The organism is Clostridium sp. MF28, assembly GCF_002969175.1.
In the GTDB taxonomy this organism is placed as follows: domain Bacteria; phylum Bacillota; class Clostridia; order Clostridiales; family Clostridiaceae; genus Clostridium; species Clostridium beijerinckii.
Window position 1 is genome coordinate 4,617,919 of record NZ_CP014331.1, and the last position, 25,837, is coordinate 4,643,755.

A 25,837-nucleotide genomic window follows, 5' to 3' on the forward strand; every position below is an offset into this window, starting at 1 on the left:
TATTATAAATTGAGAAGGTTTAAATTTAACAATTTAATTGTAAGAATTAGTGTTGAAATATGTGGCAAAGTGTGGTATTATAAGAATGTAAGATAATTCAAGATTTAATCAATACTGTACATTCGCCTCTGTTTCAGAGATTGGGTCTAGGTATCAGGTTATAATCTTTGGAAAAAGGGAGGATTTTTATAATGGAAGATAGAACTTTAGTATGTAAAGATTGTGGAAAGGAATTTGTTTTCACAGTTGGAGAACAAGAATTCTACAAAGAAAAAGGATTTGACAACGATCCAGTTAGATGTCCTGATTGTAGAAGAGCTAGAAAGCAACAAAGAAACAACAGAAACTTCGACAGATAGTAAGTTGTTGAGCCATAAGAGAAATCTTATGGCTCTTTATTTTTTATATAGAAAAATAAATTTTTAGACGTAGGGAATTATAGTATTGATAGAAAACACTATAATTATCTGCGTCTTTTTTTCAACATAGATTATGTTGAAATTGATTCTTTATACTATAAAAATGTGCACTATTCTAAGAAAAAAGAAAAAATGCTTTATAATACATAAAAATATATATTAAACAAACAAAATACGAACTATATAAAAATAATATAAATATATAGTTCGTAAAAACATAAATTAAATGAAAAATTAACATAAAATAGGTTGACAACATACGTGTTGAATGATAATCTTATGGTATCGATACGAAAGTTAGTAGAGTGTTATCGGAAAACATTCGCCATTACGAAGGTGTAGTGAGTAGGTAAATGAAAAAAATAACAAGTATAATATACAAGTATATTGACGCGGTATTTTTTGAATGCACCTAGGCTAAATCTCATAATATTTTTTGGAGGAATTAAAATGTTAAATATTAGAAGCGTATTCGTTGAAAAGAAAAAAGGATTTAATGTAGAAGCTCAAAGTTTATTAAATGATTTTAGAGATAACTTAGGAGTAACTGGATTAGAAGACGTAAGACTTGTTAATAAATATATAATATCAGATATACCTGAAGAATATTATAATAAGGCTTTACATACAATTTTTTCTGAAGCAACAGTAGATGTAGTTTACGAATCAGAATTACCAATGATGAAGGAGAAGTAGCTTTTGGTGTAGAATATTTGCCAGGTCAATACGATCAAAGAGCAGATTCAGCTTCAGAATGTCTAGCTCTATTAACAGCAGAAGACAAGGTTGAAATAAAATCAGCTAAAGTAGTATTATTAAAAGGAAACCTTTCAAAAGATGATATTGAAAAAATTAAGAAATATTATATAAACCCAGTCGATTCAAGGGAAGTAGATATAAATAGCAAAGATTTATCATCACTTTCAAACATACCTAAAGATGTACAAATCTTAGATGGATTTACCAGCAAGACATTGGATCAATTAAAAGAATTTCATAGTGGACAAGGTTTGGCTATGAGTATTGATGATCTTCTTATGATTCAAGATTATTTCAAAGGAGAGAAAAGAGATCCAAGTATAACTGAAATTAAAGTTATAGATACATACTGGTCAGATCACTGTAGACATACAACATTCTCAACTATATTAGAAGATATCCAAATTGAAGATAATAAATATACAGCTCCAATAAAAGCAAGTTATGAAGGTTATATAAAATCTAGATCATATGTTTATGGCGAGAAAGAAAAGAATAAAACTCTTATGGATATGGCAGTAATTGCTATGAAAGAACTTAGAAAAAGAGGAAAACTTGAAGATCTAGATATTTCCGAAGAAATAAATGCTTGTTCAATTAACGTGAAAATTGAAACTGATAAAGGCATGGAAGATTACTTAGTAATGTTCAAGAATGAAACACATAACCATCCAACAGAAATTGAACCTTTTGGTGGAGCAGCAACATGTCTTGGTGGAGCTATAAGAGATCCACTATCAGGAAGAACTTACGTATATCAAGCAATGAGAGTTACAGGAGCAGCAGATCCAACAGTTCCAGTTGAAGATACATTAGAAGGGAAACTTCCTCAAAGAAAGATAACACTTGGAGCAGCTCATGGATATAGTTCATATGGAAATCAAATTGGTCTTGCAACAGGTCAAGTTGAAGAAGTATATCATCCAAACTATGCAGCAAAGAGAATGGAAGTTGGAGCAGTTATTGCAGCAGCACCTAAGGAAAATGTGGTAAGAGAAGAACCAGCTTTAGGAGATGTTATTATCTTACTTGGTGGTAGAACTGGAAGAGACGGTGTTGGAGGAGCTACAGGTTCATCTAAGGAACATACAGTAGATTCACTTAATGAATGTGGAGCAGAAGTTCAAAAAGGAAATGCACCTACTGAAAGAAAGCTTCAAAGATTATTTAGAAATTCTAAAGTAGCAAAGATGATTAAGAGATGTAATGACTTTGGTGCAGGTGGAGTTTCAGTTGCAATTGGAGAACTTTGCAGAGGATTAGATATAGATTTAGATAAAGTTCCAAAGAAATATGAAGGTCTAGATGGAACAGAACTTGCGGTTTCAGAATCACAAGAAAGAATGGCAGTAGTTGTTAAGAAAGAAGATGCAGATGAATTTATAAGACTTTCAAACGATGAAAACTTGGAAGCCAATTTAGTTGCACATGTTACTGATACAGATAGACTTAGATTATTCTGGAGAGGTAAAAACATAGTTGATTTAAAGAGAACATTCTTAGATACAAATGGTGCAACTCAAAAGACAAATGTTACAGTTAAAGCTCCAGTTGATTATCCATATGTAGTAGCAGATATTGATGTTAAAGAAGAATGGATAAATAATTTAAGAAAATTAAATGTATCATCTCAGCAAGGATTATCAGAAAGATTTGATGCAACAATAGGACATGGAACAGTACTTATGCCATTTGGTGGTAAGTATGCAAAGACTCCAGCAGAAGGAATGGCAGCTAAAATCCCAGTTCTAGATGGAGAAAGTGCAGATGCTACATTAATGACATTTGGATTTAATCCAGAATTAGGTACTTGGAGTCCATATCACATGGCATACTATGCAGTAATTGAAAGTATATCAAAACTTGTAGCTATGGGTGGAGATTACAGAAAAGCTAGGCTTACATTCCAAGAGTATTTTGAAAGATTAGGATCAGAAAGCTCTAGATGGGGTAAACCATTTGCAGCATTGCTTGGTGCATATGAAGCTCAAATGGCATTTGAAACAGCAGCAATCGGTGGTAAGGACTCAATGTCAGGAAGTTTTGGTGATTTAGATGTACCTCCAACATTAGTATCATTTGCTGTAGGAGTAGAAAAAGCTAGAAATATAATATCACCAGAATTTAAAGAAGCAGGATCAAGTTTAGTTTTACTTCAAACTGAAAAACTAGAAGATGGAACTATAAATTTAGATAAGCTTAAGAAGAACTTAGACGTACTATATAACTTAATTCAAAGCGGAAAAGTAATTTCAGCATCTGCTGTTAAGTATGGTGGAGTTTCAGAAACTGTTACTAAAATGACACTTGGAAATAGAATTGGTGCAGAAATTGATAACTTAACAAAGGATGAGTTATTTGGATTTAACTATGGAACTATAGTACTAGAAGTTAAGAATGGTGTTAATGTAGAAGAATTCAAAGAGTGTTTATATAAAGAAGTTGGTAAGACAATAAGTTCAGCAGTTATAATTTCTAAGGAATATGATTTGAATTTAGATATAGAAGCTTTAGAAAAAACATACGAAGAAAAATTAAGCTCAGTATTTAAAATTAAAACTGAAGATGTAGAAGGAAAAGTAGAAACAGTTTTATATGATAAGAAATCAACACTTTCTCCAGCAATTAAAGTAGCTAAGCCAAAGGTTGTAATTCCAGTATTTCCAGGAAACAACTGTGAATATGACTGTGCAAGAGCATTTGAAAAAGAAGGAGCAGAAGTTACTCAAGTAGTATTTAGAAATATTACTAAAGAAGCACTTAATGAATCTATTGAAAGACTTGCAAAAGAAATAAGTACTGCTCAAATTCTTATGATTCCAGGAGGCTTCTCAGCAGGGGATGAACCAGATGGTTCAGGTAAATTCATTGCCAATGCTCTTAGAAATGAAAAGATAAGCAATAGCGTGATGGAATTACTTAAAAATAGAGACGGGTTAGCACTTGGTATTTGTAACGGCTTCCAAGCGTTAATTAAATTAGGATTAGTACCATATGGCGAAATAGTTGATATTAAAGAAGATATGGCAACATTGACTTACAACAATATAAACAGACATATGTCTTCAATTATAAGTACAAAGGTTGTTTCAAATAAATCACCTTGGTTCAGTGAAGTTAATGTAGGAGATATACATTCAGTTGCAATCTCGCATGGGGAAGGAAGATTTGTTGCACCAGAAAGCTTAATTAAAGAATTAATTGCTAATGGTCAAGTGGCAACTCAATATGTTGATTTTGATGGAAATGTATCATTAAATATGCCATTCAATCCAAATGGATCAATGTACGGAATAGAAGGTATAACAAGTCCAGATGGAAGAGTCTTAGGTAAGATGGCACATAGTGAAAGAATAGGAACAGATTTATATAGAAACATCCCAGGAGACTTTGATCAAAAGATCTTCAAAGCAGGAGTAGAATATTTTAAATAAAAGTTGAAAGTTAGCATTGCTTGCTGATTGCTAACTCTCAATTAGATGAAAGATGCAGAATATAAAAATAGTTATATATTTAAAAATTTAAATAGGTATATATGTAAGAAGTTAAATTTTTAAATATGTACAAAGTTAAGTATATAAATATTTAAAAAGATAAATATGAAGATATGTAAATAGATAAATATGTAAATATTTATAGTGATAATGCGGGTTACAGACATTTATAAGGAAACTCGACTCACATACGTTCGCTGAGTAAGTTCGAGAAACCAAATGTAAAAGCTCCAAGGAGAAAGTTCTGCTAACCAAATACAAAATTTGGAGCATCACTTTTTGGACTCTCACTTATAATGCGGGGATAGCCCTTAAGAGAAATATATAAATGTATTAATAGGAACATTACAAAAACAGGAGGCTTAAAAATGCAAGTAGCAATATTTTTTGGAAGTAAATCAGACACAGAGGTAATGAGAGGAGCGGCAAATGCTTTAAAGGAATTTGGAGTAGAGTACAAAGCGTTTATACTTTCAGCTCATAGAGTGCCAGAAAAGTTAGAAGAAACATTAGAAGAAATTCAAGCTCAAGGATGTCAAGTTATTATAGCTGGAGCAGGACTTGCAGCACATTTACCAGGAGTAATAGCATCAAAGACAATACTTCCTGTAATAGGAGTTCCAGTTAAGGCAGCTCTTGAAGGTGTTGATGCATTATATTCTATAGTACAAATGCCAAAATCAATCCCAGTTGCAACTGTTGGTATAAATAACAGCTACAATGCAGGAATGTTAGCGGTTCAAATGTTATCAGTTAATAATGATGAATTAAAAAATAAATTAAAAGAATTCAGATTAAATATGAAGAAAAAATTCATTGAGGAAAATGCGGAAGGGGTAGAACTATAATGGAAAAATTAGAAATGTTATATGAAGGAAAAGCAAAGAAAATTTACGCAACAGATAAGGCTGATGAAGTAATTGTATATTACAAAGATGATGCAACAGCATTCAATGGAGAAAAGAAAGGTCAAATCGAAGACAAAGGTATAATGAATAATGCTATAACTTCAGTATTATTTGAAATATTAGAAAAAGCAGGAGTTAAAACTCATTTTATAGAGAAACTAAATGATAGAGAACAATTATGTAAAAAGGTTGAAATAGTTCCACTTGAAGTAATAGTGAGAAATGTTGCAGCAGGAAGCATGGCTAAGAGATTAGGTCTTGAAGAAGGATTTAAGCTTAAGACTACTGTATTTGAATTATCATATAAAGATGACTCATTAGGAGATCCATTAATAAATGATTATCATGCAGTTGGAATTGGTGCAACTACTTTTGAAGAATTAAAAGTAATCTATGATATGACAGCAAAAATTAATGACACTCTTAAAGCTGTATTTAAAGAACAAAACATAAACTTAATTGACTTTAAAGTTGAATTTGGTAGATGTGCTGATGGAACAATAGTTTTAGCTGATGAAATATCACCAGACACTTGTAGATTCTGGGATGCAACAACAGGAGAAAAATTAGATAAAGATAGATTCAGAAGAGACTTAGGTAATGTTAAAGATGCTTATGTTGAAATATTAAAGAGAATTTCTAAGTAGTATATATTTAGAATCAAATTTACTATAAAATTTATATTAGAATGCAATTAGCAATGCACAATGAGGGAACTAAGTTCACAGAGGAAGGTTGAGAATTCGTACATTAAGTCTTGAGTGTTATTTTGAATTCTCATTTCTCTGATGAAGTTTGATGAATTATGTGATTTAGAAGTCAAAAAAAATTTCATCCTTAATTGTGCATTAGTTCTCATGTATTTTAAGTTTTTCAAAAATAGATTAGTGAAAGGATTGTATAGATGAGTAATCCGAATTTTGAATTAATAATGGATCCAAGTAATGATAAATTTAAGGATGAGTGTGGGGTATTTGGAGTATATACTAATAAGCCAATAGATGTAGCATCAATGACTTACTATGGACTTTATGCTCTTCAACATAGAGGGCAGGAAAGTGCTGGAATTGCAGTAGCAGATGGTGAAAAAATTGACATACATAAAGGATTAGGTTTAATAACTGAAGCATTTAAGCAGGAAGATTTACAAAAGCTAAAAGGTCATATAGCTATAGGCCACGTAAGATATTCAACTGCTGGTGGAAAAGGCATTGAAAATGCTCAGCCAATACTCGTTTCATCAAAGATGGGACCAATAGCTATGGCTCATAACGGAACTTTAGTAAATGCAGATGTAATAAAAGAATTGCTTGAAGATGGAGGACAAATTTTCCATACTACAACAGATTCTGAAGTAATTGCATGTCTTATAGCAAGAAGTGCAAAAAAAGGTTTTGCAAAAGCAGTAGTTGATGCTATGTCAGCTGTTAGAGGTTCATTTGCATTAACTATTATGTCAAAGGATAGATTAATTGGGGCTAGAGATCCACATGGAATTAGACCGCTTTCATTGGGGAAAATTGAAGAAGGTTACATTCTAACTTCAGAAAGCTGCGCTTTAGATGCAATAGGTGCTGAATTTGTAAGGGATATAGAACCAGGAGAAATAGTTATAATAGACAGTGAAGGAATAAGTTCATATAGATATTCTGAAAATACTAAATGTCAGACATGTGCTTTTGAATATATATATTTTGCTAGACCAGACTCTAGAATTGATGGGCTTGAAGTTCATACAACAAGAGTTAAAGCAGGAGAACAGTTATATAAAGAGCATCCATTAGATGCAGATGTTGTTATAGCAGTTCCAGACTCTGGAATACCAGCAGCTATCGGATATGCAAAGGCTTCTGGTATACCTTATGATACTGGATTTATTAAAAACAGATACGTTGGAAGAACTTTTATATCGCCATCTCAAGAAATTAGAGAAAGAGCAGTTGCAGTAAAGTTAAATCCACTAAAATCAAACTTAGAAGGAAAAAGAGTTATACTTATTGATGACTCAGTAGTAAGAGGCACTACATCAAAACATTTAGTTGAATCACTTAGACGTGTAGGTGTAAAAGAAGTTAGTTTCTTACTAGCATCACCAAGTGTTAAGTATCCATGTTATTTTGGAATAGATACACCTTATAGAAGTGAGCTTGTTGCTGCTAATAATACTATAGAAGAGATTAGAGATATGATTGGAGCAGATTATTTAGGATATCTAAGTGAAGAAGGCGTTTATAAGAGCTGCGGTGATAGAGAAGAATTTTGTATGGGATGCTTTAATGGAGTTTACCCAGTTGCAACACCAGTAGAGAAAGAGATATAGACATCTAAGGCACATTCATCTATTGTTTTTTGAATATGTCAATAGCATTTTGAAAGGTGGAGTTAATAAATGATTACTTACAAAGAAGCGGGAGTTAACATAGAAGAAGGATATAAATCAGTTAAGCTTATAAAAGAATATGCAGCAAGAACTATGAGTCAATATGTTTTAAATGGTCTTGGAAGTTTTGCTGGGATGGTTGAATTACCATCAGGCTATGAAAAACCAGTTTTAGTTTCTGGAACTGATGGAGTAGGAACTAAACTAGAAATCGCATTTAAGAACAAGAAGTACGATACAGTTGGTATTGACTGTGTGGCTATGTGCGTAAATGATATTTTATGCCATGGGGCAAAACCATTATTTTTCTTAGATTATATAGCTTGTGGGAAGCTTGAAGCTGAAGTTGCAGCAGATTTAGTTAAAGGTATATCGGATGGATGCGTTGATTCTGACTGTGCCTTAATTGGTGGAGAAACAGCTGAAATGCCTGGATTCTATTCAGATGGAGAATATGATATGGCTGGATTTGCAGTTGGTATAGCTGATAAAGATAAGATTATTAATGGAAGCAATATTAAAGATGGAGATAAGTTGATTGGTATAGCCTCTTCTGGAATACATTCTAATGGATATTCATTAATCAGAAAAGTATTCCCAGATTTAAATGAAGAATTTAATGGTGAAGAAGTATGGAAGACATTAATTACACCAACTAAGATTTATGTAAAACCAGTACTTAAATTGTTAGAAAGCTATGAGATTAAAGGCATGGCTCATGTTACAGGTGGTGGATTTATAGAAAATGTTCCAAGAATGTTTAATGGTGGGGACTTCACAGCTGTAATTAACAAAGATTCATATCCACTTCCAGCTATATTTGAAAGAATCATTGAAAAAGGTGTAGACAAGGAGCATATGTATAACACTTTTAACATGGGAATAGGGTTTGTTCTTGCTGTTAAAGATGAAGATGTGGAACCTATTATAAAGGCTTTAGTAGAAATGGGAGAAAAAGCTTATGAAATAGGATACGTAACATCTGGGGGTGAAGGTATTTGTTTAAAATAGCGGTCTTGGTTTCTGGGGGCGGAACAGACCTACAATCGGTAATAGATGCGGTTGAAAGTAACTATATGAATGTTAAGATAGAGATGGTTATAGGAAGCCGTGATAATATTTATGCTTTAGAGAGGGCTAAAAAGCATAATATAGATACTTTTGTTGTTAATAGGCGTGAATATGGTGAAGAATCCTCTAACAAGATCTTAGAATTAACAACGGGAAAGGTTGATTTAATAGTTCTTGCAGGATTTTTGGCAATTTTAGATGGGGAAATATTAAAGGAATTTGATAATAGAATTATAAACATTCATCCATCTTTAATTCCATCTTTTTGTGGACCTGGAATGTACGGATTAAAGGTTCATGAAGCCGTAATTAAAAGTGGTGTAAGATTTTCAGGATGTACAGTTCACTTTGTAAATTCTGAAGTTGATGGTGGTGCAATACTTCTTCAAGAAGTTGTGCCAGTTTATTTTGAAGATGATGCGGAAACTCTTCAAAAGAGGATTTTAGAAAAAGAACACGAAATATTACCTAAGGCAATTAAGTTAATTAGCGAAAATAAAATCAGAGTAATTGATGGTAGAGTCAAGATAGAAGAATAAAGGAGGCCTTTTCGTGAAAAAGAGAGCTTTAATAAGCGTATTTGATAAAGAGGGAGTTTTAGATTTTGCTAAATTTTTAGTATCTAAAGATGTTGAAATTGTATCAACAGGTGGAACTTATAAATATTTGAAGGAAAATGGATTAAATGTAATTGAAATCAATGAAGTTACTGATTTTCCTGAAATGTTAGATGGAAGAGTTAAAACACTTCATCCATTAGTTCATGCTGGAATATTAGCTATAAGAGACAATGAAGAGCATATGAATACATTAAAAGGAAGAAATATTCATACCATAGATTATGTAGTTGTAAATCTATATCCATTCTTTGAGAAAGTTAAAGAAGATTTAGAATTTGAAGAAAAGGTTGAATTTATAGATATTGGCGGACCTACAATGCTTAGAGCAGCGGCTAAGAATTTTCAGGATGTTGTAGTAATTTCTGATAAAAATGACTATAAAGTTGTTATGGAAGAGATTGAAACAAATGGGGAAACTTCTTATAAGACTAAGAAGAAATTGGCTGGTAAAGTATTTAATCTTATGAGTGCTTATGATGGGGCTATTTCAAACTTCTTGTTAGCTGATGATGAGGAAGAATATCCAGAATATCTTTCAGTTTCATATAAGAAGATGCAAAGTCTTAGATATGGTGAAAATTCACATCAAACTGCAGCTGTTTACGCATCAACAATGCTTGATGGAGCTATGAATACTTTTGAAACATTAAATGGTAAGGAATTATCTTATAATAACTTTAAAGATGTTGATATAGCTTGGAAATGCGCTAATGAATTTGATGAACCAGCATGTTGTGCATTAAAACATAATACACCTTGTGGTGTTGCAATTGGAAAAGATTCTTACGAAGCTTATATGAAGGCATATGAAGTAGATCCAACTTCAATATTTGGGGGAATCATTGGATTTAATAGAAAAGTGGATAAGAAAACTGCTGAAGAAATGGTTAAAATTTTCTTAGAAGTTATAGCTGCACCAGAATATGATGAAGATGCTTTAGAAGTTTTAAAGACTAAAAAGAACTTAAGAGTTCTTAAATTCCATAACACTCCAAAGGCAGATAAATATATGGTTACAGTTGATGGGGCAATGCTTGTTCAAGAGGAAGATAATAAATTAGTAGAAGAAATTAAAGTTGTAACTGAAAAGAAACCAACTGATGAAGAAATGAATGATTTATTATTTGGAATGAAAGTAGTTAAATACGTTAAATCTAATGCTATAGTTGTTGCTCATAACGGAATAGCACTTGGAATTGGCGGGGGTCAAGTTAACAGAATCTGGCCAACAGAAGATGCTTTAAAGAGAGGAAAAGGAGCTACAATCCTTGCATCAGATGCATACTTCCCATTTGGAGATGTTGCAGAGACAGCAGCAAAAGCTGGTATTAAAGCGATAATTCAACCAGGTGGATCTATTAGAGATCAAGAGTCAATAGACGTTTGTAACAAATATGGAATCTCAATGGTATTTACAGGATATAGACACTTTAAACATTAATATAAATAAGTTATTTATATTAGATGATTAACCAATAAATTATATATTGGATTGAAAATATATAATAAAAACCCTGTGTTTTTTAAAGTTAATTGTTATAGATAAACAAGTTATGAATTAGACTTATGCTTTGAAATGACTCCCACATTAGAAAGAAAGGGTACTCTTTTGTGCAGTGTTGCATCTGAGAATATGGCTGTAGGATTTCTTCATTAGAAGTTGTTCCATTTTTGCTTGTCCCAATCTTGTGTTGGGAGCATGCAGAAATGGACGCAACGTTTAATGTTAGAAATCCACAGTTATATTCTCTAAGACAACCGAAACAACAGAGTATCCTTTCTTTCGGTTGGTTATAACATAGGCTATGAGTGTATGCTGTTTATCTATAACGGAATATTATTTTGGAGGTATGTAAATGAAACTTCTTTTAATTGGTTCAGGTGGTAGAGAACATGCTTTGGCTTGGAAACTTGCAAAAAGTGAAAGGGTTGAAAAAATATTTGTTGCTCCAGGTAACGGTGGAACTGCAATTGAAAATAAATGCGAAAATGTAAACATAACTGATATTGATGAATTAATTAAATTTGCTAAAGAAGAAATTATTGACCTTACAATAGTTGGGCCAGAAGATCCTTTAACAAAGGGAATTGTTAATAAGTTTAAAACAGAAGGATTAAAGATATTTGGACCAGCTGAAAATGGAGCAATGCTTGAAGGAAGTAAAAGCTTCTCTAAAGAATTTATGAAAAAGTATGACGTTAAGACAGCAGAATACGAAACATTTACAGATGTCAATAAAGCGCTTAAATATTTAGAAGTCTGTCCTTATCCAACAGTAGTTAAAGCAGATGGTCTCGCAGCAGGAAAAGGCGTTGCTATATGTGAAACTAAAGAAGAAGCAATAGACGCAGTAAAATCTTATATGGTAGATGATATCTTCAATGGAGCAGGCCAAAAGATAGTAATTGAAGAATTCCTAGAAGGTGTTGAAGCATCAATTCTATCTATAACTGATGGGAAGACAATAATTCCGTTCATATCAGGTAAAGACCATAAGCAGATATTTGATGGAGGTAAAGGACCAAATACAGGTGGAATGGGAGTATTAGCTCCAAATCCTTATGTGACAGAAGATGTGATGAAGGATTTCGAAGAAAATATCATGGCTAAGACTTTAATTGGTATTAGAGAAGAAGGCTTTGATTATAAAGGAATAATCTTCTTTGGTATCATGATTACTGCAAAAGGAACTTACCTTTTAGAATATAATGTAAGAATGGGAGATCCTGAAACACAATCAGTTCTTTATCTAATGGAAAGTGACTTAGTAGAAGTCATTGAAGCAGCATTAAGAGAAGAACTAGATAAAACTACAATTAAGTGGAATGATGGTGTCTGCATAAATGTTGTTTTAGCATCTAAAGGATATCCAGGAGATTTTGTTAAGGGATACGAAATAACAATTGATGAAAAAGTTAAAGACAAGGTATTCTTAGCAGGGGCTAAGGCAGAAGATGGAGTTTTAAAGACTAACGGTGGAAGAGTGCTATCAGTTATTGGTCTTGGAAAAACTCTAGAAGAAGCTAGAAAAGACGCTTACGAAAATATTAAATATGTCACTTTTGAAGGAGCATATTGTAGAAGTGATATAGGAACACATAAATAAATATATATTAAAGAAATGAGCTATTAGGTATTATTATGATTTTAGTCAATAATGCTTAATAGCTTATATATATTTCAAAAATAATCCGTTATCATAATTATAAAAATATTGTAAGAATTTTAGCCAGAATTGTGAATTGTAACATATATGTTGAAATTTAAAATTGCGTCATTTTATTCGCTATTTGTTCATTGATTCCTAATTGATTGCATGTTAAAATAATCATTAAATAGGAATATTATGTATATAAGGAAACTGTGATTCGAATATTTACTTGGGCACTTTATATTCGATGAGTTAATAGTGCAACCGACCTTTTTATTAAGGTCGGTCTTTTTTTGCTGGCTCAAATATAGATAAGCCAATTATAAACTATATCTAGACTATGAAATATGTACTAACTAGAAATAAGAATTATGCTTTTGTGAAATGTTTCATTAGGAATTTGATGGTTCTGATTCTTAGATTGGAAGTTGTTCCAAGTATGCTAGTTCAAAGCTTGTCTTTGAAGCTAGCATCTTGGGTGCAACTTGTAATTTTAGAATCATCCATCATAATTCCTTAGAAACTGGAACAACAGCATAATGCTTATTTCGGTGAGTTATATGCATAGGTTTAGATTTCACTTGGCATATCTATAAATAAGTATATAGATAATAAATTAAAATTGAGGTGCAATCTTTATGTTATTTTTTAATAGGTTAAAGAAATATGATGAACATGGGTTTGATTCAAAAGGAATTCATAAAAACGGTACAAAATTTAATGAAGAGGGTTTTGATAAAAAAGGGGTTCATAAAAATGGCACATATTTTAATACAGAAGGTTACAATATAGACGGGTACGATAAATATGGATATGATAAAGAAGGATATAATAGTGGAGGATATGACAGACAAGGATATAACAAGATGGGATATAATATAAAAGGATATGATAGGCAAGGGGAATTTTTAGAAACGAGATATAAATGGAAAGTGAAATAGAAAATAAAAATTTCTATATATTAATTCAATAATATATAATGCAAAAATAATTCTTCATAAAATTTCTAAAAATATTGCAATAATTCTAAGCATAATTGTGAAATGTGCATTGTGAATTGCAACATATATGTTTATTTAGTAGATTTATGAAAAATTCATTTGAAACAACTAATGCAGGGGGATCTTCTCGCGCATGTTCTAAACTTCATTAGGACAAGCAAAAGGAGACCAGCCCTGCATTAACTGTTTTTAACAGCTTATTTTTATGTACTCTTAGTTTTAATATAGATAACACAATCATAAACTATACTTGAACTAGGAAATGTTTTCTAAATAGAAATGAGTAATATATTTTTGTGGAATGTTTCATTGGTAATTTTGATGGATGTGATTCTTTGGCTATAAGTTGTTCCAAATGTGCTAGTTCAAAGCCTGTTCTTTGAGGCTAGCACTTTGGGTGCAACTTTATAGCCTTAGAATCACCCATCAGAATTACCTAGAAACTGGAACAAAAATATGTTATTCATTTCGGCGAGTTATATGCATAAGTTCAGGTCTTAGTCTATTTATTTATATTACAAGAATTCTAGGCATAATTGTGAATTGTGAATTGTAACAAACATATGCTAATAAGTTTTTTATTAAAAATTCATAGGAATATATTGACATGAAATTCTACAAGGTGTAGTATAAAAACATGAATACTACACCTTGTAGAATTATATAGAGGAGATGATTGAATATGAAGTTAGGGAAGATATCTGACGCTGAAATGGAGATAATGAAAATAATATGGAAAAAGAATGATCAAATTACTACAGCTGAGATTCTAGACGAGCTTCCAAAAGAAAATTCATGGAAGGTAACAACAATAATGACGCTGATATCAAGATTAACTGAAAAGGGAATTTTGAGTGTAACTAAAGTAGGAAAGTTAAATAATTATTTTCCTAAAATTACGGAAGAAGAATATAAGGCTATTCAAACTGATAATTTCTTAGAAGATATGCATAAGGGATCAGTTAAAAACTTTATGGCAACATTGTTTAATAATAAGAAAATAAGTAATAAGGATATTGCAGAGTTGAAAGAATGGCTCAAAGAGGTGTAGGCATATGGAGATTCTAAATTATATTCTGCAAATGTCACTAGCAGGCAGCGTTATGTTTTTAATACTTTGTTTATTTAGGCCATTTACTAAGAAAACTTTTAGTGCCACTTGGAATTATTATATGCTATTTATAACGCTTTTAATTTTTATTATACCTATTGGGAGTTTTGTTAAACTGCCTCAAATAGTGGAACATAAGAATTATTTATTTATGCAGGATGATACGAATACGGTGGTGCAGCAAAATTATGAAAAGATGCTGAAGAGCAACGATAAAAGTGATGAGATAAGAGTTTTGCAAGGGGATGGTACTCTTAAGCCTGTAAGCCAAAGCCAAGTGGATTTAAAGCAGACAAGTATGATGCAAAAAATAATGAATAGAAATATGCTGCTTTATGCATGGATATTAGGTGCACTCATATTAGTAATTAAAGAGACATACGTATATATTTCTTTTTATAAAAAACTTAAAAGTGTAAGCGATATTGTTGATGATAAATCAATAATTGATGTTTTTGAAAACTGTAAGAAAAAATTAAATATATATAGGAAGATAATTCTAAAAGAATGCGGTGGCATTAAAAGTCCAATGATTACAGGAATATTAACACCTACTATCACAATTCCTAAGATGGACCACAATTTGGACAAGCTCGAAATAATACTGGATCATGAATTAATTCATTTTAAACGTAAAGATTTATGGGTGAAGGCAGCAGCACTTTTAGCAAATATAATCAATTGGTTTAATCCTATTGTTTATATTATTAGAAATAGGATAAATATAATCTGTGAGCTGTCTTTAGATGAACAACTTATAAAGAATATGGATAAATCAAAAAGAAAATATTATGGAGAAATTATATTAGAGTTAATAGAATATTCTCAGAATAAATCCCTAAGCTTAGGGGCATCAGTTTGTAAAAGTAGGAAGGAGATTGAGACACGCTTGAAAAATATAGTGTTTTTTAAAAAGTCAAAAAAAATAGTTGTTTGTATTTCACTTATGGTAACCATGATTTTTACATCTACTAGTTTGCTTGCATCAAAAACTGTATTTGCTAGTAATGATAATGCACCTAAAAACGCTAAAACAACAGAATTTGCAGCGTTTGTATTAAATGATGGGCTATACATGTCTGAACTAAAAGAAAATAACCCAATTCTTCTTGATAAAAATGAAAAAATTAAATTGCCGAAAATATCTAAAGATGGATTATATGTTGCTTATACTAAAGAAGATGATTTATATATTTGCAATATAGAGACTCGTGAAGTAATTGAAGTAGCTAAAAATGTAGAGTCATATGATTGGAATAACTCAGGAAATTTAATTTGCTCTGCTAAAAATGAAGGTATGTCTATGTATAATACCAATACTAAAAAGTTAGTGGATATTATAAGCAATGAGTATGATTATTTTAATATTAATTGCGATAGTAAAAATAAGGTATATGCTAATAAACAGCTAGAAACTGCTACAGACAAAGGGAAAACTATTAAATCAATAGGTATAATTAGCTATGATTTAGCTACTAAAGAAGAAAAGGTTGTTTTGGAAGGTAAAGAAGGAAATGATAAAGAGATTGGAGAGCAGTATACAGCATCTGAGTTATTTGAATCTATTGGATCAAGGCCTAATGTTGAGAGGATATCAAGTGATGATAGATATATGTATATATGGAACAAACCTAATTCAGGCTCAATGTCAGCAGATATGACAGAATTTGCAGTATATGATCTTTTAAACAATAAATTTATAGAAAATAATAATATGATTGCATTAGCATATAAAGATAATATATCTCAAAACCCAGTAGATAGCAGCATGGTTGCTGTTAACAATGGTGAATATAGAGACATGTATAGTAATAAGACATTAGGAATTTTAGATATCAAAGCTAACAAATTTACAAGTATAATTCCAGAAAATCAAGTATCCATGACACCGGATTATTCCAGTGATGGAAAGAATATAGTATATTCTGGAGCTGATGCCTTAAAAGATGACATATCACAAAGTTCGAAAAACTGGGAAAGTGAACCGCATTATATTTATCAAGTGAACACTGAAACAAAAGAAATAACTCAAATTACAAATAACAAATCATTTGATTTCATGCCAAAATATATATCAGAAAATCAAATATTATTTGTAAGAAAAGATGGCGATTCATTTAGTTTGTGGAAGACAAAGGATGGAGTGGAAACTAAGCTTGCTGATTCTTTGAATTTTAGATCAACTTCTTATACAAATACTTGGTACTACGGTCATTATAAAACTGAAAATGTTATAGACGTATATAAAAAGTAAATATTTCATATATATGTTGAAAAAATAATACTTCATCATAAATTCTAAAAATATTACAAGAATTTTGGCCGTAATTGTGAATTGTGAAATGTGCAAATTAAATTGCGATATATATAAGTTCAATATGATAAAATACTCAATTGTATATAAATTGAGTATTTTATTATTTTAGTGATATAATTCTAAAGAGGTGATAATTTTGGCTGAATCATATTTTTTAAATGAATTAAAGAAAATTGAAAGTATCGTTTGTATTGCTGAATTTGGGAGCTATAGAACAGAGTATTGGAACAAAGATAGAAGTGACATAGACTTAGCTGTTGTAGTAAAACCAAAAGTTTCATTTATGGACACCTTAGACATTGAAGATAAAATCATAGAATTATCAAAGCAATATTATAACTACGATAATATACATTTGACATTTGTTTTATTTAAAGATTTTGGAAGTAAGTATGCAAGATTTGCAGCAGATAGTAATAATAAATATATTATTGATGAAGAATTATGGTATGATTTTCAGCATTATGTTTTAAAACATGCGAGGAACAATGCAAACTTTGAAAAAGTATTAAAAATAGATGAGCAATATAGTTATTTTGGAGGAATTACAGATGAGTCCTTACTTTAGATATAAAAAAGAAAAATTTTTAGAAAAATATAAAGCTACCTATGATAATTTAGAAAATTTAAAGGAAGCTATAAATGAATATAAGAAATCCAATAACAAAATAATAAAAAGAGCTGTTATAGCTTATTTTCAAGATTTTGCGGAATATATAATTGACATGTGTGAGAGCTATATAATCATAAATGATGGGAAAATAAGTAGTTCGGCTTCGGCATTAAAGCTTATTGAAGAAGCTTCTGAAATTGGATTTTTTGATGAGACATTAAAAAAATATTTATCAGTAGTAGTTAAGTTGAGAAATAGGTATACTCATGATTATTATATTAGAGAAACAAGTGAAAGCGAAATAGAAAAGTTTTGTTTGGAAAAATTAGCATACTTTGAATTGTTCTTAGAGGAAAGCAAGGACAATGTTATATTAAAATATAGAGATAAAAAATAATATTTTTAGAAATCCACAACCAAATTCTCTAGAAACCGAAACAATGAGTACCTGCTCTTTCGGTTAGTATCACATAAGTATGCATATAACAAATCAAATGAATGGATGAAGAACAAGATGGAAAACAAGAATTATTTATACAATAATTATATAAATATGGCGAGAAATTTAAGATCAGAAAATAACTTATTAAAAGCTATTTCATTTTATCAAAAGGCATATGCCTTAAATATAGGAAAAGAAGATATAGAATTACTAATGGATATGGCATTAATTTACGATGAAATTGGATTATCTGGTGATGCAGAGAAAAAGTATCGAGAAGTAATTGAATTAGATGAGGATGATGCTAGAGCATATTATGGCTTAGCAATAATATATGATGAAAATGATGAATTAGAAAAGGCTAAGAAATATTATGAGAAGGCTATAGAAAAAAATCCTAATTATGATAAAGCATATTTCTTTTTAGCCAATATATATGATGAATCAGGTGAAAAGGATAAGGCAATAAGCAACTATAAAAAGGTTATTGAGATAAATCCTAATTATATGTGGGCATATGCAAATCTAGCTTGTATTTTAGAAGAAAACGATGAGAATATTGAGGCGCTAAATTATATAAATAAGGCTTTAGAAATTGAGGATGGACATTACAAGATATTATTTAATAAAGCAGTAATTTTAAATAAGTTAAATAAGATAGAAGAGAGCAAAGAATATTATTACAAGTCTATTGAAGCAAATCCCAATTATCCTTATAGTTTTCTGAATTTATCTGTAGAATATAGAGAAGAAGGTAATTTTAAAAAAGCTATTGAAGTAATAAGTAAGGGAATAGAAGAAAATGATGATGAAGGTTTTCTATATTATAATAGAGCTTGCTATTATGTAAATATAAATGAAAATTTAAAAGCATTAAGAGATGTAGAAAAAAGTATAGAATTAAATGAATTCTTTTTAGAGTATATGAAGAAAGACAAAGAATTAGATCCAATAAGAGGACTTGAAGAATATAAGAATCTTTGGATAGATATCCAAATTTAAAACTAAATTTATGTTATAACTTACCGAAATCATAAATATTTTGATTCCGAAAAGCTATGAAAATATCGCTGAAGGTTCTAAGCGGCAGGTTATACCCACTTTAGCATGCTCCAACTTTCCTAGGGAAGCTCGACTCATTACATTCGCTGAGGAAGTTCGAGAACCCAAAATAAAATTTTGGACTCTCACTTCACAAGCTAAAATGGAACAACCTACAGCTAAGAACCTTTAACAGCTCATTTTCAAATGTTTTCTTCACAAATATATTTATGATTTCTAGTGAAGATATGAACTTAAAGTTTTAGTAAATTTGTAAATACATTCATCTAATAAGCTGAATTCTTAAATTGGATATCCATATGGATAAACCAATTATAAGTTAGATTTATACTATGAAATATATCCCAACTAGAAATGGGTAATATACTTTTGTGGAATGTTTCATTGGTAATTTTGATGGATGTGATTCTTTGGCTATAAGTTGTTCCAAATGTGCTAGTTCAAAGCTTGTTCTTTGAGGCTAGCACTTTGGGTGCAACTTTATAGCCTTAGAATCACCCATCAGAATTACCTAGAAACTGGAACAAAAGTATGTTATTCATTTCGGCGAGTTATATGCATAAGTTCAGGTCTTAGTAGGTTTATCTATACAATACTGGAAACAATAGAACGGATGCCCTTTGAGTAGTGCGTATATCCTCATTAATATAATCTATCTTTTAGGAATAAAATATTTAAAATAACAAAGGATAAACTTAAAGAGTACTTTTTGTAAATAAGGTAGATTTGTTATAATATGGAGGAACAATAATGCGTAAAATAATAATCCGTTTGATAACGTTTGTAGTATTCATAACAGTATTCACAAGTAATTTAGCATATGCACAAATTCCGAATATACCTCAGCAGTATGGCCCTAAAATATCTAATTTACAGAATAAGGAGGATATTATTAACAGCTTAAATCAAATTAAAGTTATACGGGCAAATTTAACTGTATATAATATAAAACCAGATACACCAGTTGATGAGTTAAAGAAGTTAGATACTGATGTGCAGCGTTATATTGATCAACTTAGAATTATTAGGACTAATTTGGTAAATCATGCTGATAAATATTCAAATTCAATTTCTGACGTGTTTTTTTCAGAACAAATTGTAATTATAGCTACTTGCTATATTGTAAGTTTAAAGCACCAACAGATCTTAGTAAGAGCAATAGAAAGCAATGTGCCAGAAGCTTCAACGTTATTTTATTCAACGTATATGATACCAATATATTATTACCTTACATTAGGTGATGAACAAATAGCTTATACTCAAACATATACAGTAATTTCTTAATAGATTGAAATATATATTGAAATGCACAATGCTCAATTTAATGCACAATTATCAATTATCATTTCACAATGCATAATTACATATGAAATTCTTGCAATGTTTTTAGAATTATGATGAAGAATTATTTTTGCAACATATATATATTCTAATGAAGAAAAATTTGAAGAACTTTGAAATAGATACCATTATATAAGAAGAGATTTTGTTGAAATACTGGATAATAAAATAAAAAGCAAAAGAAGCCAAGTTTTAAATATTAAAGCTTGGCTTCTTTTTGTTATAACTTAATGTAATTAATTTGCATACTTAACAGTAGATAAGTCTGATGCATGTTCATATTCTATTGTTTCATTATTATATAGGAATTTCACACCATCAATCCATTCGCCTTTAGATTTGTTATTAGATTGAAGGAAATTCTCAATCAAAGTATTAGCTGTAACTGAACCACCAGTTGATCCTTGAAACTTTGGAACCCATTTTTTATTATTTGAGTCAGTTAAGTTTATAGTAGCAACTTTTTTGCCGTTAACAGTATCTATAGATTTAACTTCAATTGGTAGATTGTCAAATTTTTTCTCTGATACAGCTTTTGCTAATTCTTTTAGCTTGTCCTGTAGAGTTGAATTTTCATTTACCTCAATAGTACCTGATTGATTTGGTTCCAAAGAGTTATCATCTATACTATATATAGAAAGTTTTAACTTATTTACTTTTTTTGTATCGCTTGTAGTTTCATTAGCTTTTTTACTATCAGCATTAGAAGAGCCATTGTCGTCTTTATTTTGCTCTACAGTAGTAGTGTTATTATCACTAGGCTTAGGGGAATCACTAGGCTTTGTACTACAAGAAACCATTACGGTACTTAACATTAAAACTGTAGCTATAATTAACTTTCTAGTCATGATATGTACACCTCCTATGTTTAAAAATTAATATTATAGATAATATTAACTAATTTAATTAATTATATCATATGAAATTGCTAATTAAAAGCATACAAGAGACTGGAAAAAATTGAAAAAAATTTGACAATGTATTTTGAGTATAGTATATTTTGATTATCAAACTATTTGATTTTAAAACTTTTTGATTAAAGGCGAGGCATACTCAGAAAATATAAAGTAAATATGTTTGTTTATATATTTTGTCTAAAGTAAAGTGAAACTTTTCATGTAGTTCATTCTGAATTCAAAATGAACTTTCCTCAGCCAATCTTAGGACAAAATATCTTTATGTCGTTTGCTTGTTATTTTATTTCATAGGTCTAATTGGTCAATAGATTGCGTATTTGGTATGATATTTAAGATTTTCATTACCAAATTTTTCATTTTATAAACACTGAATATAATTTTTGTTAGAAGATATTTTTGGATGCCAAAATGGAGAGTGCAGATAAATGGATAAATCAACAAAACTGATTAACGAGCTTTTGGTGCAGTTATTTAATGATGTCTTACAAATTGAGGAGCAAAGTTTAAAGAATGGTGTACTTTCAGATCTTTCAATAACAGAAATTCATACTATAGAATCTATTGGTATGTACAGTGAAAGAACAATGTCAGAGGTAGCGCAGAAATTAAAAATTACAGTAAGTACTTTAACAACTGCTATCAATAAATTAATTAAAAAAGGATATGTAGAAAGAAACAGGATAGAAACAGACAGAAGAGTTGTTCTTATTAAATTAACTCGAAAAGGAAAGTTAGCATTCAGAATCCATCAGAGATTTCATGGAGAAATGATAAATAATGCAATAGAAGGATTAACGTTAGAAGAAGAAGAAATTTTAATTTCTTCTTTAAGTAAAATAAATAACTTTTTTAAAGAAAAATATGAATTAGTATAATGAAGGAGAAAAATATGAGTAATATTAAAATTTCTGGAATTGGAGCATATCTTCCATCTCTAGTAGTTACTAATGATAGAATAAGTGAATTCGTTGAAACAAGTGATGAGTGGATAGTGCAAAGAACAGGTATGAGAGAAAGAAGAATCTCAGAAGGAGAAAATACATCTGATATCTCAACAAAAGCAGCTAAGCTTGCCCTTGAAAGAGCTGGTATTGATGCAAAAGATTTAGAACTTATTATTGTTGCTACAATTAGTCCAGATATGTTTATACCATCGGTTGCATGTCTAGTTCAAAGTAATTTAGATGCAAGTAAGGCAGCTTGTTTTGATATAAGTGTTGCATGTTCAGGATTTGTATACGGCTTGGAGACAGCTAAAGCTTTAATGATGTCTATGAATTATAAAAATGCATTAGTAGTTGGAGCTGAAGTTCTTTCAAAAGTAACAGACTGGACAGACAGAAGCACTTGTATTTTATTTGGAGATGGTGCTGGTGCGGCTGTACTTAAGAGGGATGAGGCACCAGGAATAATTAAATCATATTTAAGAGCGGATGGAAAAAAGGGGGAAGCACTTACTATAGGCGCTACTGATTTTGATACTCCTTTTTCAAAAGAAAAAAAATTAGCTAAAAGAACTATCGATATGAATGGTAGAGAAATACTTAGATTTGCAGTATCTGCAATAGATGAAGCCGTTACTGAAGTTATGAAAGATACTAATGTTTCATTTGATGACATTAAATATATAGTACCTCACCAAGCAAATTATAGGATTATAAAATTAGCAGCAGAAAAGTTGAAATTAAGCGAAGATAAGTTTTATTTGAACTTAGAAAAGGTAGGAAATACATCAGCTGCAACAGTACCTATAGCTTTAAATGAAATGTATGAAAAAGGCTTACTAAATAAAGGTGATAAAATTATTCTTGTCGCATTTGGTGGTGGGTTAACTTATGCAGCAACATTACTTGAGTGGTAATTAAAAATAATAGTTAAATAAGCTTTTATTATTTAACTTTAAAATATATTTATCTATAAAAATGGAATGGTTATGGAAATAAATATCATATCATTTGAGATTAAAATAATACAAGATGCAATTTAATATTTATAAAAAAACCAATGTATAAACGTTGGAGAATATGAACTTATTTTTAACTTTTTAGTAATCTCATTGATAAAAATATGCTATAATAGTAAAATTACTTATCATAATAGGCAAAATGGCTATTATACATAGATAAGATTAAAATACAGGAAGTTCCATTATTATAGTAAGAGATAGTACATTAAGCGATATTTTGTGATTGGTAATGGTAGGAGGAATATGTTGTGGAAAAAAATAGAGTATGTGACCTGTTAAAAATAGAATATCCTATATTTCAAGGTGCTATGGCGAGAATTGCAGATGCATCTTTAGCTTCAGCAGTAAGTGAGGCTGGTGGACTTGGAATAATAACTGGGGCAGCACCAACTGAATGGGTAAGAGAACAGATAAAGAAAACAAAGGAATTAACTAACAAGCCATTCGGTGTAAATATAATGTTAATGGCAGAAAATGCTGAGGAAATAGCAGAATTAGTATGTGAAGAAGGCGTATCTGTTGTTACAACTGGTGCAGGAAGTCCAGGAAAGTATATGGAAAAATGGAAAGCTCATGGAATAAAGGTTATACCAGTAGTAGCTTCTGTAGCACTAGCTAAAAGAATGGAAAAGTCAGGAGCTGATGCAATTATTGCAGAAGGTACTGAATCAGGTGGGCATGTAGGTCAGTTAACTACTATGACATTAGTACCACAAGTTGTTGATGCTGTAAGCGTACCAGTTATAGCAGCTGGAGGAATAGGTGATGGTAGAGGAGTAGCTGCATCATTTATGCTAGGCGCTGAAGGAATTCAAGTTGGAACAAGATTCTTAGTGGCAAAAGAATGCACAATACATCAAAATTATAAAGATAAAGTACTAAAAGCCAATGATATAGATACAGAAGTAACAGGAAGACCAACAGGTCACCCAGTTAGAGTTCTAAGAAATAAGCTTGCAAGAACTTATCTTAAGTTAGAAAAAGAAGGAGCATCTGCTGAAGAATTAGAAAAGCTTGGAATTGGTGCGCTTAAAAAGGCTGTTGTAGATGGTGATGTGGATAATGGATCACTTATGTCAGGTCAAATAGCAGGACTTATTTGCAAGGAACAATCATGTAAGGAAATGATTGAAGAATTATTTACAGAATCAAATGAAATATTTAAGCGTTTTGGAGGGAATCATGAATAGTAGTAAAACTGCATTTCTTTTTCCAGGTCAAGGAGTTCAAACTATTGGAATGGCAAAAGAACTTTGCGATAATATACCAGAATGTAAAGAAATATTAGATCGTAGTGAAGAAATTTTAAATATGCCTATTAAGAAAATGATGTTCGAAGGGCCAGAAGAAATTTTAACAGCAACAGAAAATGCACAACCTACAATACTTGTTGCATCACTTATCGCGTTAAAAGCACTAGAGATAAATGGCATTGAAGCAGATTATGCAGCAGGCCTTAGCTTAGGAGAATATGCAGCGTTAATATACGGTGGAGCACTTTCTTTAGAAGAAGGATTACTTCTTATAAAAGAAAGAGGAAGAATAATGGGTAGTGCGCTACCAGAAGGCCTTGGAAAAATGGCTGCTGTGTTAAAATTAAATGATGAAAAGATACAGGAATTATTAACTAGAGCAGGTGAATTTGGAATAGTTGAAGGGGCTAACTATAACTGCCCAGGCCAAGTAGTTATTTCAGGAGAAAACAAAGCAATCGATGAAGCAGTAAAAATTGCAAAAGAATTAGGAGGCCTTGGAATTCCACTAAAGGTTAGTGGACCATTTCATAGTTCCCTTCTTGAGCCTGCAAGTGAAGAATTCTTTAATACTATAAAAAATGTTGATATTAAAGAACTTGACAAAGTAGTTTATTCAAATGTTAAAGGGCTTCCTTATGAAAAAGAAGATGATGTTAAAGAATTATTAAAGAGACATATAAGAACATCAGTCCTTTTTGAAAAGACTATAAATCATATGATAGATAGCGGCGTTGATACATTCATAGAAGTAGGTCCTGGAAAAGCACTTAGAGGATTTGTTAAGAAAATAAATAAGAGTGCAAGTCTTTTAAATGTTGAGGATATGGATTCATTGAAAAATACAATTGAAAAAATTAATGGCTGATAGCTAGGTTGTTTATAGAATGCGCAATTCAATATTAATAATTGGATATTAATGCACAATTCACAATGCACAATGCACAATTGTGGAGAAAATCACTGCGTGATTTTAATAAATTTCTGAAAGAAATTTTATCCTTAATTGTG

20 protein-coding genes, 1 pseudogene and 1 riboswitch are annotated in these 25,837 nt (G+C 30.7%); of the genes and pseudogenes, 20 read left to right on the plus strand and 1 reads right to left on the minus strand.

What is annotated here, in order from left to right; all coding sequences use genetic code 11:
* Positions 1 to 191: 191 nt before the first annotated feature.
* The 16 genes and pseudogenes from AXY43_RS20240 (at position 192) to AXY43_RS20315 (ending at position 20,633) form a co-directional block, all read left to right on the plus strand.
* The gene (locus AXY43_RS20240) at positions 192 to 359 is read left to right on the plus strand and encodes a zinc-ribbon domain-containing protein (RefSeq protein ID WP_023973460.1); all 168 of its coding nucleotides are present in this window, start codon (positions 192 to 194) and stop codon (positions 357 to 359) included.
* A 510-nt stretch (positions 360 to 869) separates the two neighbouring features.
* Positions 870 to 4,612 (plus strand): annotated as a pseudogene (locus AXY43_RS20245) (phosphoribosylformylglycinamidine synthase).
* Between the two features lie 428 nt (positions 4,613 to 5,040).
* The gene (gene purE / locus AXY43_RS20250) at positions 5,041 to 5,520 is read left to right on the plus strand and encodes a 5-(carboxyamino)imidazole ribonucleotide mutase (protein WP_017210869.1); all 480 of its coding nucleotides are present in this window, start codon (positions 5,041 to 5,043) and stop codon (positions 5,518 to 5,520) included.
* Positions 5,520 to 6,227 (plus strand): phosphoribosylaminoimidazolesuccinocarboxamide synthase, encoded by a 708-nt coding sequence (purC, locus tag AXY43_RS20255; protein ID WP_011968398.1) that lies wholly within the window; start codon positions 5,520 to 5,522, stop codon positions 6,225 to 6,227. The genes purE and purC overlap by 1 nt, the downstream gene beginning before the upstream one ends.
* Before the next feature lie 257 nt (positions 6,228 to 6,484).
* Positions 6,485 to 7,900 carry an amidophosphoribosyltransferase gene (gene purF / locus AXY43_RS20260; RefSeq protein ID WP_039770442.1) on the plus strand — a complete coding sequence of 472 codons (1,416 nt, stop codon included), beginning with the start codon at positions 6,485 to 6,487 and terminating at the stop codon, positions 7,898 to 7,900.
* A gap of 69 nt (positions 7,901 to 7,969) precedes the next feature.
* The gene (purM, locus tag AXY43_RS20265) at positions 7,970 to 8,971 is read left to right on the plus strand and encodes a phosphoribosylformylglycinamidine cyclo-ligase (protein WP_011968400.1); all 1,002 of its coding nucleotides are present in this window, start codon (positions 7,970 to 7,972) and stop codon (positions 8,969 to 8,971) included.
* Positions 8,959 to 9,570: a phosphoribosylglycinamide formyltransferase gene (purN, locus tag AXY43_RS20270; protein ID WP_039770439.1), complete on the plus strand. Its 612-nt coding sequence runs from the start codon at positions 8,959 to 8,961 to the stop codon at positions 9,568 to 9,570. Before purM ends, purN begins: the two co-directional genes overlap by 13 nt.
* Before the next feature lie 13 nt (positions 9,571 to 9,583).
* Positions 9,584 to 11,092: a bifunctional phosphoribosylaminoimidazolecarboxamide formyltransferase/IMP cyclohydrolase gene (purH, locus tag AXY43_RS20275; protein WP_077830740.1), complete on the plus strand. Its 1,509-nt coding sequence runs from the start codon at positions 9,584 to 9,586 to the stop codon at positions 11,090 to 11,092.
* Positions 11,093 to 11,507: 415 nt separating this feature from the next.
* The gene (gene purD, locus AXY43_RS20280) at positions 11,508 to 12,758 is read left to right on the plus strand and encodes a phosphoribosylamine--glycine ligase (RefSeq protein ID WP_087702165.1); all 1,251 of its coding nucleotides are present in this window, start codon (positions 11,508 to 11,510) and stop codon (positions 12,756 to 12,758) included.
* Between the two features lie 241 nt (positions 12,759 to 12,999).
* A riboswitch (cyclic di-GMP riboswitch) is annotated at positions 13,000 to 13,082 on the plus strand.
* A 359-nt stretch (positions 13,083 to 13,441) separates the two neighbouring features.
* Positions 13,442 to 13,744 (plus strand): hypothetical protein, encoded by a 303-nt coding sequence (locus AXY43_RS20285; protein WP_017210862.1) that lies wholly within the window; start codon positions 13,442 to 13,444, stop codon positions 13,742 to 13,744.
* A 742-nt stretch (positions 13,745 to 14,486) separates the two neighbouring features.
* Positions 14,487 to 14,855: a BlaI/MecI/CopY family transcriptional regulator gene (locus AXY43_RS20290; RefSeq protein WP_077304961.1), complete on the plus strand. Its 369-nt coding sequence runs from the start codon at positions 14,487 to 14,489 to the stop codon at positions 14,853 to 14,855.
* A 4-nt stretch (positions 14,856 to 14,859) separates the two neighbouring features.
* Entirely contained in the window at positions 14,860 to 17,169 is a 2,310-nt protein-coding gene (locus AXY43_RS20295; RefSeq protein ID WP_105412045.1) for a M56 family metallopeptidase, read from the plus strand.
* A 190-nt stretch (positions 17,170 to 17,359) separates the two neighbouring features.
* On the plus strand, positions 17,360 to 17,800 hold the full coding sequence (locus AXY43_RS20300) for a nucleotidyltransferase domain-containing protein (protein ID WP_242986224.1): 441 nt from the start codon (positions 17,360 to 17,362) through the stop codon (positions 17,798 to 17,800).
* Positions 17,784 to 18,242, plus strand: a complete 459-nt coding sequence (locus AXY43_RS20305; protein ID WP_023973450.1) for a HepT-like ribonuclease domain-containing protein — start codon at positions 17,784 to 17,786, stop codon at positions 18,240 to 18,242. The genes AXY43_RS20300 and AXY43_RS20305 overlap by 17 nt, the downstream gene beginning before the upstream one ends.
* A gap of 117 nt (positions 18,243 to 18,359) precedes the next feature.
* On the plus strand, positions 18,360 to 19,289 hold the full coding sequence (locus AXY43_RS20310) for a tetratricopeptide repeat protein (RefSeq protein ID WP_105412047.1): 930 nt from the start codon (positions 18,360 to 18,362) through the stop codon (positions 19,287 to 19,289).
* An 810-nt stretch (positions 19,290 to 20,099) separates the two neighbouring features.
* Positions 20,100 to 20,633 (plus strand): hypothetical protein, encoded by a 534-nt coding sequence (locus AXY43_RS20315; RefSeq protein WP_105412048.1) that lies wholly within the window; start codon positions 20,100 to 20,102, stop codon positions 20,631 to 20,633.
* A 293-nt stretch (positions 20,634 to 20,926) separates the two neighbouring features.
* Here the strand turns inward: AXY43_RS20315 and AXY43_RS20320 are convergent, their stop codons facing one another.
* The gene (locus AXY43_RS20320; RefSeq protein WP_023973448.1) at positions 20,927 to 21,538 is read right to left on the minus strand and encodes a hypothetical protein; all 612 of its coding nucleotides are present in this window, start codon (positions 21,536 to 21,538) and stop codon (positions 20,927 to 20,929) included.
* Between the two features lie 494 nt (positions 21,539 to 22,032).
* On the opposite strand from AXY43_RS20320, the gene AXY43_RS20325 reads away from it, so the two are divergent.
* From AXY43_RS20325 to fabD, 4 genes are all read left to right on the plus strand, one after another.
* Positions 22,033 to 22,482 (plus strand): MarR family winged helix-turn-helix transcriptional regulator, encoded by a 450-nt coding sequence (locus AXY43_RS20325; protein ID WP_011968410.1) that lies wholly within the window; start codon positions 22,033 to 22,035, stop codon positions 22,480 to 22,482.
* Between the two features lie 14 nt (positions 22,483 to 22,496).
* A complete protein-coding gene (locus tag AXY43_RS20330; protein WP_105412049.1) occupies positions 22,497 to 23,468 on the plus strand; it encodes a beta-ketoacyl-ACP synthase III in 972 nt (323 codons plus the stop codon).
* Between the two features lie 353 nt (positions 23,469 to 23,821).
* Entirely contained in the window at positions 23,822 to 24,763 is a 942-nt protein-coding gene (gene fabK, locus AXY43_RS20335) for an enoyl-[acyl-carrier-protein] reductase FabK (protein ID WP_011968412.1), read from the plus strand.
* Positions 24,756 to 25,694, plus strand: a complete 939-nt coding sequence (gene fabD / locus AXY43_RS20340; RefSeq protein WP_105412050.1) for an ACP S-malonyltransferase — start codon at positions 24,756 to 24,758, stop codon at positions 25,692 to 25,694. Before fabK ends, fabD begins: the two co-directional genes overlap by 8 nt.
* Positions 25,695 to 25,837 lie beyond the last annotated feature (143 nt).